This is a genomic window from uncultured Maricaulis sp. (genome assembly GCF_905480005.1).
GTDB lineage: Bacteria > Pseudomonadota > Alphaproteobacteria > Caulobacterales > Maricaulaceae > Maricaulis.
On sequence record NZ_CAJQOO010000180.1, the window covers coordinates 1 to 7067 of the forward strand.

Genomic DNA, 7067 nt, shown 5'->3' on the forward strand with positions numbered 1-7067 from the left:
GGCGGCCCAGGCATCACGAATATCCGCAGGAATTTCAAACGGCGCGGAGTCCCATCCCAGTGCGGCCCGTGTGCCGGCGATTTCCTCATCACCCAAGGGCGCACCATGGCTGCCAGCGGTGCCGGCCTTTGTCGGAGCGCCAAAGCCGATCGTGGTGCGGCAGGCGATCAGGACCGGCTTGTCCGACGAGCGGGCGGCCTGGAGCGCCGCATCGATGGCGGCATGGTCATGACCATCGACACGCGACACAGCCCAACCGGCCGCCTCGAAGCGCTTGAGAACATCCGTGCTCTCTGACAGGTCGGTCGGACCATCGATGGAAATCTCATTGTCATCCCAAAGCACGCACAGGCGATTGAGGCCGAGATGGCCTGCCAGCGAAATCGCTTCGTGGGAAACACCCTCCTGCAGATCGCCATCCGACGCGATCACCCAGGTCCGGTGGTCGACCAGTTCATCGCCGAAACGGGCATTCATCATCCGTTCGGCCAGCGCCATGCCGACGGACATGGAAATGCCCTGCCCCAGCGGCCCGGTCGTCGCTTCGACACCAGGCGTATGGCCATATTCCGGATGACCGGCGGTCAGGCTGTCGAGCTGACGGAAATCCTTGATCTGATCAATGGTGATATCCTCGAACCCGGTCAGGTGGAGGATGGAATAGAGCAACATCGACCCATGACCGGCCGAAAGCACGAAACGGTCGCGATCGGCCCAGGCCGGTGCCGCCGGGTCGAACTTCATGTGCTTGGACCACAACACGGTCGCAACATCCGCCATGCCCATCGGCATGCCCGGATGCCCGGAATTCGCTTTCTGGACCGCATCCATGGACAGGGCGCGGATGGCATTTGCCATGTCAGACATCGAAACGGAGAAGGAAGGCGTTGTCATGAGAGCGTCTCCATGCGCCGTGGCGCAGATCAGTCGGCGGTCAGGCCGGTCCTGGCGAGCAGGGCTTTGGTGGAGGCGTCATAACCGGAAATATCGCCGTCCAAAATCCCCTTGGTCAGCACTTTTCCCAGTTCGACACCCCATTGGTCGAACGGATTTATCTCGTACAGAACGCTTTCAACAAAAACCTTGTGTTCATGCAAGGCGATAAGGGCGCCCAATGTCGCCGGTGCAAGATCGTCCAGCAACAGGGTTGCGGAGGGGCGGCCGCCCGGCATCGATTTGTGCGCCGCCAGCTCAGGCTCACTGGCCGGGTCAACCTGGCGACCATCGAGGAGCGCCGCACCTTGCGCCGCCATGTTCGCCGCCAGAGCCCGCTCGCGCGGGTCGGGGCTGGCGAAATGTCGCCTGATGCCGATGAAATCAACGGGCACAATGTCACCGCCCTGATGCAGCCACTGGAAGAAGGAATGCTGGATCTCGGTCCCGTTCCCACCCCAGACAAGCGCACCGCCCGGCGTCGGTCCCGGCTTGCCGTCCACGGTCACCGACTTGCCCAGCGACTCCATTTCCAGCTGCTGGAAATAGTCTGCGAGCTTTCCGAGGCGCGCCGAGTAGGCGGCGACGCAACGTGCCGGATAGCCCAGGCCAACCCGGTTCCAGACATCAATCAGGCCCTTGAGCACCGGCATGTTTCGCTCCAGCGGAGCGGTGGCGAAATGCTCGTCCATCGCCCGGGCGCCATCACGGAAGGCCTGGAAAACATCCGATCCGAGGCCAATTTCCAGCGCCAGTCCGACGGCACTCCAGACCGAGTATCGACCGCCAACCCAGTCAGGAAAATCGAACACCAGGGCGGGGTCGATACCAAAGGCCTCGGCCTTGTCCGGTGCGGCGGACGCCGCCGCGAAATGGGCACCGGCCCGGTCAGCACCGACATGGCCGGCCAGCCATTCACGCGCGGCCTCGCCGGACATCAGAGTCTCCTGGGTGGAGAAGGACTTCGACGCCACAATGAAGAGAATGGCGGCCGGGTTTGCGCCGGCGATCGCATGCTTCAGATCGCTCGGATCGAGACTGGCCACGAACCGCAATTCGGGGCCGCCATCGGCGTTATCCGCGAGGGCGTCGGCCACAAGGCGCGGGCCAAGATCCGATCCGCCAATCCCGATATTCACCACACGCTCGATGGCGACGCCGGACGGTGCAAACTCACCGCTCCGCACGCGCTCGGCGAATGCGCGGGTTTCGGCCTGCGTTCGCGTGACCAGCGCCGCGGCGTCACTGCCGTCGAGATGCCCCCCCTGCCGGTAGGCCATGTGAAGCGCCGGACGCCCTTCGGTAGCGTTCACAATAGCGCCCGAAAGAAGCGCATCACGCTTGCACTCAAGACCCCTCGCGTGGGCAAAATCGAACAGCGCCGAGAGAGCGCCCTGGTCGAGTCTCTGCTTGGTCGCATCAAGTTCCAAGCCCGCGGCGCGCAGGATAAGAGCCTGCGAACGCGCCTCGCCAGCCTCGGCCAACGCGCGGAGAGAAGTACCGGTCAAGCGATCGGCATGGGCATTCATATCTGAATCGGACACGGTGAATCCTGCTATAGAGATGTGAAGGGACAACCTATTGGCAGGGGTCGCGCTTCACAAGGCGTTCTCGGAGCTTTCCCCGACTTCGCCAAGCGCCCGGTGCGCGTCCACGACAGCCCCAAGTAGATGGTAGAGCGTGCTTGCCGGCATGCGGTCGGCGACGCGCAGACCGTCGGCATCGATCTGGTCAATCCAGCCGCCCGGAATGGCCGAGTCGAGGTGGTGCCGAAAGAGAAGATCACAGACCGTGTCCAGCTCGGCACTTGCCGATTCGTGACCCGCCCGCCTCCGCGCCGCAGCCGCGCGCAACCACTCGGTCTGCATCCAGGTGCGTGATCCGGCATCGATCGGCTTTCCGTCGGGCCGAACCGTGGCAACAAGACAGCCTGTCTGCGGATTGCGGCCAATACCGGTGCCATGAGCATGAAGGAAGTCGAGAATCGTCTCGTCGACATCAGCACCTAGATCGCGATAGGCATGGAGCAGCCAGATCCACTCCACCTCATGGCCAGGCTCCACAACTGCGGCCGCGGGATCGGAGGAGACCTGCCAGTCAGCGTCAAAGAATTCGTAGAGCACACCGGCATCGCGATCGAGGAAACGAGTCGAGAACAACTGGTAGATGTCCTCAATTCGCGTCAGGAAACTCGCATCTCCACTGGCATCATACCAGGCGAGAAGCGCCTCGAAGAGGTGCATATGTGGGTTCTGGCGCCGCGGTAGCTGGGCCGCACCGATCGCTTCGGCATAACCACCCTGTGGCCGCGTCAGATGGGTATCGAGATAAATCAGGATCTCGTCGGCCAGTTGGCGATAATGGCTGTCGTGCGTGACCCGGTGTAGCCAAGACAGGGCCAGCAGGACGAACGCGTGATCATAGAGGTCGCGCGCCGGGCTCTCGACGTCGCCGCTGGCGGTCAACGTATGAATCCAGCCTGGCGTCCCGTCCGGTGCATGAGCCCGGCGTTCGAGCAACTCGAACCCTTCAACAGCCAAGTCCAGCCCATCAAGCCAGCCGGCATGATGGGCGCGGGCAAAAACATAGATCTGGCGGGCCTGCGTGCGGACGCGGCGGGTATCGCCGGTCACCGGTTGACCATCGAGACTCAGGGATTCCAGAAACCCGCCGAAACGTTTGTCCCATGCGCGCTCGGCCCAGAAAGGCAGGGCTGTCCGGACTCCCCAATTATGCAGTCTCGTTGCCCAGCGCGCCATTTATCCCGCCTGCTAGATGTGGATCAGTCCAGTTGCGCCATATCCTCGTCGGAAATGTCAAAATTGGCGTAAACATTCTGGACGTCGTCACAATCTTCCAGCGTTTCCATCATTTTCATGAGCGTCGCGACTTTGTCGCCCGTCACCTCGATGAGGTTTTGTGGACGCCAGATCAACTTGGCCGAGGACGGGTCGTCGAAACTGGACGACAGATTGCCGACAACTTCCATCAGGTCTTCGCGCGCCGTATAGATGACGTGCTCACCTTCATTGTCCTCATCGCCTTCTTCGGAGCCGACATCTTCCGCGCCAGCCTCGATCGCGGCTTCCATCATTGCGTCTTCATCAGCGGTTGAGAGCGGGTAGCGAACTTCACCCACATTATCGAACATGAAGGCGACCGAACCGGTCTCGCCGAGATTGCCGCCATTCTTAGCGAAGGCGGTGCGCACTTCCGCGGCGGCGCGATTGCGGTTATCGGTCGAGACCTCGACAATCACACCGGTTCCGGCGGGGCCGAAACCCTCATATCGGATGTCTTCAAAGGCTTCGCCATCACCGCCGGATGCCTTGTCGATCGCGCGCTGGATATTGTCCTTGGGCATGGATTGGCCCTTGGCATTGGCAACGGCCAATCGCAGGCGCGGATTGGCATCAACATCAGGTCCGCCCAGCTTGGCGGCGATCGAGATTTCTTTCGACAGGCGCGAAAACAGCTTGGAACGCAGCTTGTCCTGCCGCCCCTTGCGATGCTGGATATTGGCCCATTTGGAGTGTCCGGCCATGTTCGGGATCCCTATTCCTGCGAATTCGAGGCGACTTCCTTACCCAGAATGGCGCGCGAACGCCACTCCCCGCGCCACATCGCGACGTGTTCAAAGCAGGTCTGCACGACCTTCAGACTTGAGCTGCTCGACAACCGTCTTTATCGCCTGGCTGTCATTGCGGTCGGCGACGAGCACCGCATCGCCTGTCTGGACAACGACGAGGTCCCGCACACCGCACAGAACCAGGCGAGCATTGCCAGCGAATCCGAAACAGTGGCGGCTGTCCAGAAAACTGACCTCGCCAGTGCCAGCATTGCCGGCGGAATCCTTGTCACGGATCTGCCAGAGCGCATCAAAGGATCCGACATCTGACCAGCCGATATCGGCCGGCACGACGGCTGCCTCTTCCGTGCCTTCCATGACCGCATAGTCGAAGGAGATGGACGGGCAGCGGGCGAAGGCCTGGGCATCGAGATCCAGCCGGTCGCCGACCTGTAACCCGGCCGCGATTGCCTTGCGGACCGCGTCGAGCACATCGGGGCATTGCCGTTCCATTTCGCCGCGCACAGCATCGGGCGCAAACAGGAATATGCCAGCATTCCAGTAATAGCCGCCCGCGCCCAAGAATCGCGCGGCGGTTTCGGCATCAGGCTTTTCGGTGAAGGCCCGGACGTCGAAACCCGGCCCGGTCGCCTCCCCACGGCGGATATAGCCATAGCCCGTATGCGGCTCGTTCGGTTCGATCCCGAAGGTCACCAGGCGCCCTTCGCCCGCCAGTTCACTGCCGCGTGCGATTGCGTCGCGGAAGGCATCAACATCCCGGATGTAATGATCAGCCGGAAGCAGCAGGACCAGGTCGGCGCCATCTGTCGCCGCGGCCAGCTCCGCTGCTGCTCCGGCGACCGCGGCTGTATTCCGCCCGACCGGTTCGACCACCAAGCGCGCATCGCTTAGACCGGCCTCGCCGAGCTGCGTACGAGCCGTATCGGCCTGCTTGGCGTTGAGAATGATCAGGGGCGGGAGAAATTCCAGCGCACCAACCTGACCGGAAACACGCCGTGCCGTTTCGACCAGCATGCTGTCATCAGATGTTAGAGCTTGGAGTTGTTTGGGCATGCCCTCGCGGGATAACGGCCACAATCGTGTGCCCGATCCGCCCGACATGATCACTGGCAGGATACGCATTCCCAAAGTTCCCCTCCCCGCAGCCGTCCGGCTGGCGGGACGGTCAATTGCTCATGGCACCCCGAAGCGGTTCGGCGTGCGTTGCCGGAGGGAAGTTACGCACTGAGAGGTAATTCAACAAGCGCCCCAACATCTTGGCGCTGTCCGTCTGGACCACGCGAATGTGCGCGGCCTCGTGCTGAAGCCGTGTGGTGAAAACACAGGCATCGTCTTCAGCCGCGGCGTCCTCGCACGAGCGCAGAAACTCGACCATGTGCCTGTCAAAGACCTGCGCGTCCTGCGCCCGTTCGAACCGGATGGTCTGCTTGAACATGGCTCCCCCTTTCCTCGACCCGGCAAATACGCCGGATCGCCTTTGCGAACCGTCATGCAGCGATCATGCCGCAAGCCCGGACCGCGACGCCGTGAACGCCGTCACACCAAGATGCTTAATCACGCTAGCGTTACAGAAAAGGGGATCAACCGGTTGCAGCTGCGAACCGGGCGGTTTGCGCTGCATCGCAGCAAAATTGTCACATTAGCCAGGCAGGCACTCGGCAAGCTGCCCGCCGAGGCGGATTGGTTCACATCGGGTCGCCAATCCGGTCGCATCATCGGTCTCGACAAAGACTCCACACAGGGTCGCCTCGCCGGTCGCCGGTTCGAACCGACCTGAGCGCATGCGGGTCGTGAATCGACGCAAGGGCTCTTCCTTGTCCATGCCGATCACGCTGTCATAGTCGCCACACATGCCGGCATCGGTCTGATATCCCGTGCCGCCCGGCAGGACCCGGGCATCCGCAGTCGGCACGTGGGTATGCGTACCCACCACCAGGCTGGCCCGTCCGTCACAGAACGCCCCCATCGCCATCTTCTCGCTGGTCGCTTCACCGTGAAAATCGACAATGGCGGCATCGGCGACCACACCAAGCGGTGCTGCCGTGAGTTCACGCTCGACCGCAGAGAAGGGGTCGTCGAGACTTTCCATGAAAAGATTGCCCATGACATTCATGACGAAAACCCGGCGCCCATCCGGCAGGTCGTACAAATTCGCCCCGGCGCCCGGCGTCGACCCGACCGGATAATTGGCGGGACGCAAAAGGCGCGGTTCGCGATCGATGAAGGACAGGGTCTCGCGCTGGTCCCAGGCATGATTGCCCAGCGTCAGGACATCCACGCCGAGATCGAAGAGCTGGTTACAGATTTTCTCGGTCACGCCGAAACCCGCAGCCGCGTTTTCGGCATTGATGACGACGAAATCGAGCTGTAGCGCCTCACGCACACGCGGCAGATGGTCTTCGACCGCCCGCCGACCGGTCTTGCCGACAATATCTCCGAAAAAGGCCAGGCGCATGAATTCACAAACTCCGTCAGACAACAGGCTGTCGGATATGGCGCATCACGGGTGGAAAGTCCAAGTCATGACTGATGCAGACGGCTCAGG

General features: G+C 62.0%; 7 protein-coding genes. All 7 read right to left on the minus strand.

What is annotated here, in order from left to right:
- Nucleotides 1–894 (minus strand): 1-deoxy-D-xylulose-5-phosphate synthase N-terminal domain-containing protein (locus tag QZ266_RS14685; RefSeq protein ID WP_367178249.1); only part of this gene is annotated, 894 nt, incomplete at its 3' end.
- A 29-nt stretch (nt 895–923) separates the two neighbouring features.
- Complete coding sequence (gene pgi, locus QZ266_RS14690; protein ID WP_295696450.1) at nt 924–2477, minus strand: glucose-6-phosphate isomerase; 1554 nt, start codon at nt 2475–2477, stop codon at nt 924–926.
- 54 nt (nt 2478–2531) lie between these two features.
- Nucleotides 2532–3692, minus strand: a complete 1161-nt coding sequence (locus QZ266_RS14695) for an AGE family epimerase/isomerase (protein ID WP_295696452.1) — start codon at nt 3690–3692, stop codon at nt 2532–2534.
- A gap of 23 nt (nt 3693–3715) precedes the next feature.
- Complete coding sequence (locus QZ266_RS14700) at nt 3716–4477, minus strand: YebC/PmpR family DNA-binding transcriptional regulator (protein ID WP_295696454.1); 762 nt, start codon at nt 4475–4477, stop codon at nt 3716–3718.
- Nucleotides 4478–4567: 90 nt separating this feature from the next.
- On the minus strand, nt 4568–5644 hold the full coding sequence (locus QZ266_RS14705; RefSeq protein WP_295696456.1) for a mannose-1-phosphate guanylyltransferase/mannose-6-phosphate isomerase: 1077 nt from the start codon (nt 5642–5644) through the stop codon (nt 4568–4570).
- 43 nt (nt 5645–5687) lie between these two features.
- The gene (locus QZ266_RS14710; protein ID WP_295696457.1) at nt 5688–5957 is read right to left on the minus strand and encodes a hypothetical protein; all 270 of its coding nucleotides are present in this window, start codon (nt 5955–5957) and stop codon (nt 5688–5690) included.
- A 204-nt stretch (nt 5958–6161) separates the two neighbouring features.
- On the minus strand, nt 6162–6977 hold the full coding sequence (locus QZ266_RS14715) for a TIGR00282 family metallophosphoesterase (RefSeq protein ID WP_295696459.1): 816 nt from the start codon (nt 6975–6977) through the stop codon (nt 6162–6164).
- Between the last annotated feature and the right edge of the window lie 90 nt (nt 6978–7067).

Excerpts from the sequence above, each read along its gene's own strand:
- QZ266_RS14695 (WP_295696452.1), bottom strand. The coding sequence starts at position 3,692 with ATGGCGCGCTGGGCAACGAGACTGCATAATTGGGGAGTCCGGACAGCC.
- QZ266_RS14700 (WP_295696454.1), bottom strand. The coding sequence starts at position 4,477 with ATGGCCGGACACTCCAAATGGGCCAATATCCAGCATCGCAAGGGGCGG.
- QZ266_RS14705 (WP_295696456.1), bottom strand. The coding sequence starts at position 5,644 with ATGCGTATCCTGCCAGTGATCATGTCGGGCGGATCGGGCACACGATTG.
- QZ266_RS14710 (WP_295696457.1), bottom strand. The coding sequence starts at position 5,957 with ATGTTCAAGCAGACCATCCGGTTCGAACGGGCGCAGGACGCGCAGGTC.
- QZ266_RS14715 (WP_295696459.1), bottom strand. The coding sequence starts at position 6,977 with ATGCGCCTGGCCTTTTTCGGAGATATTGTCGGCAAGACCGGTCGGCGG.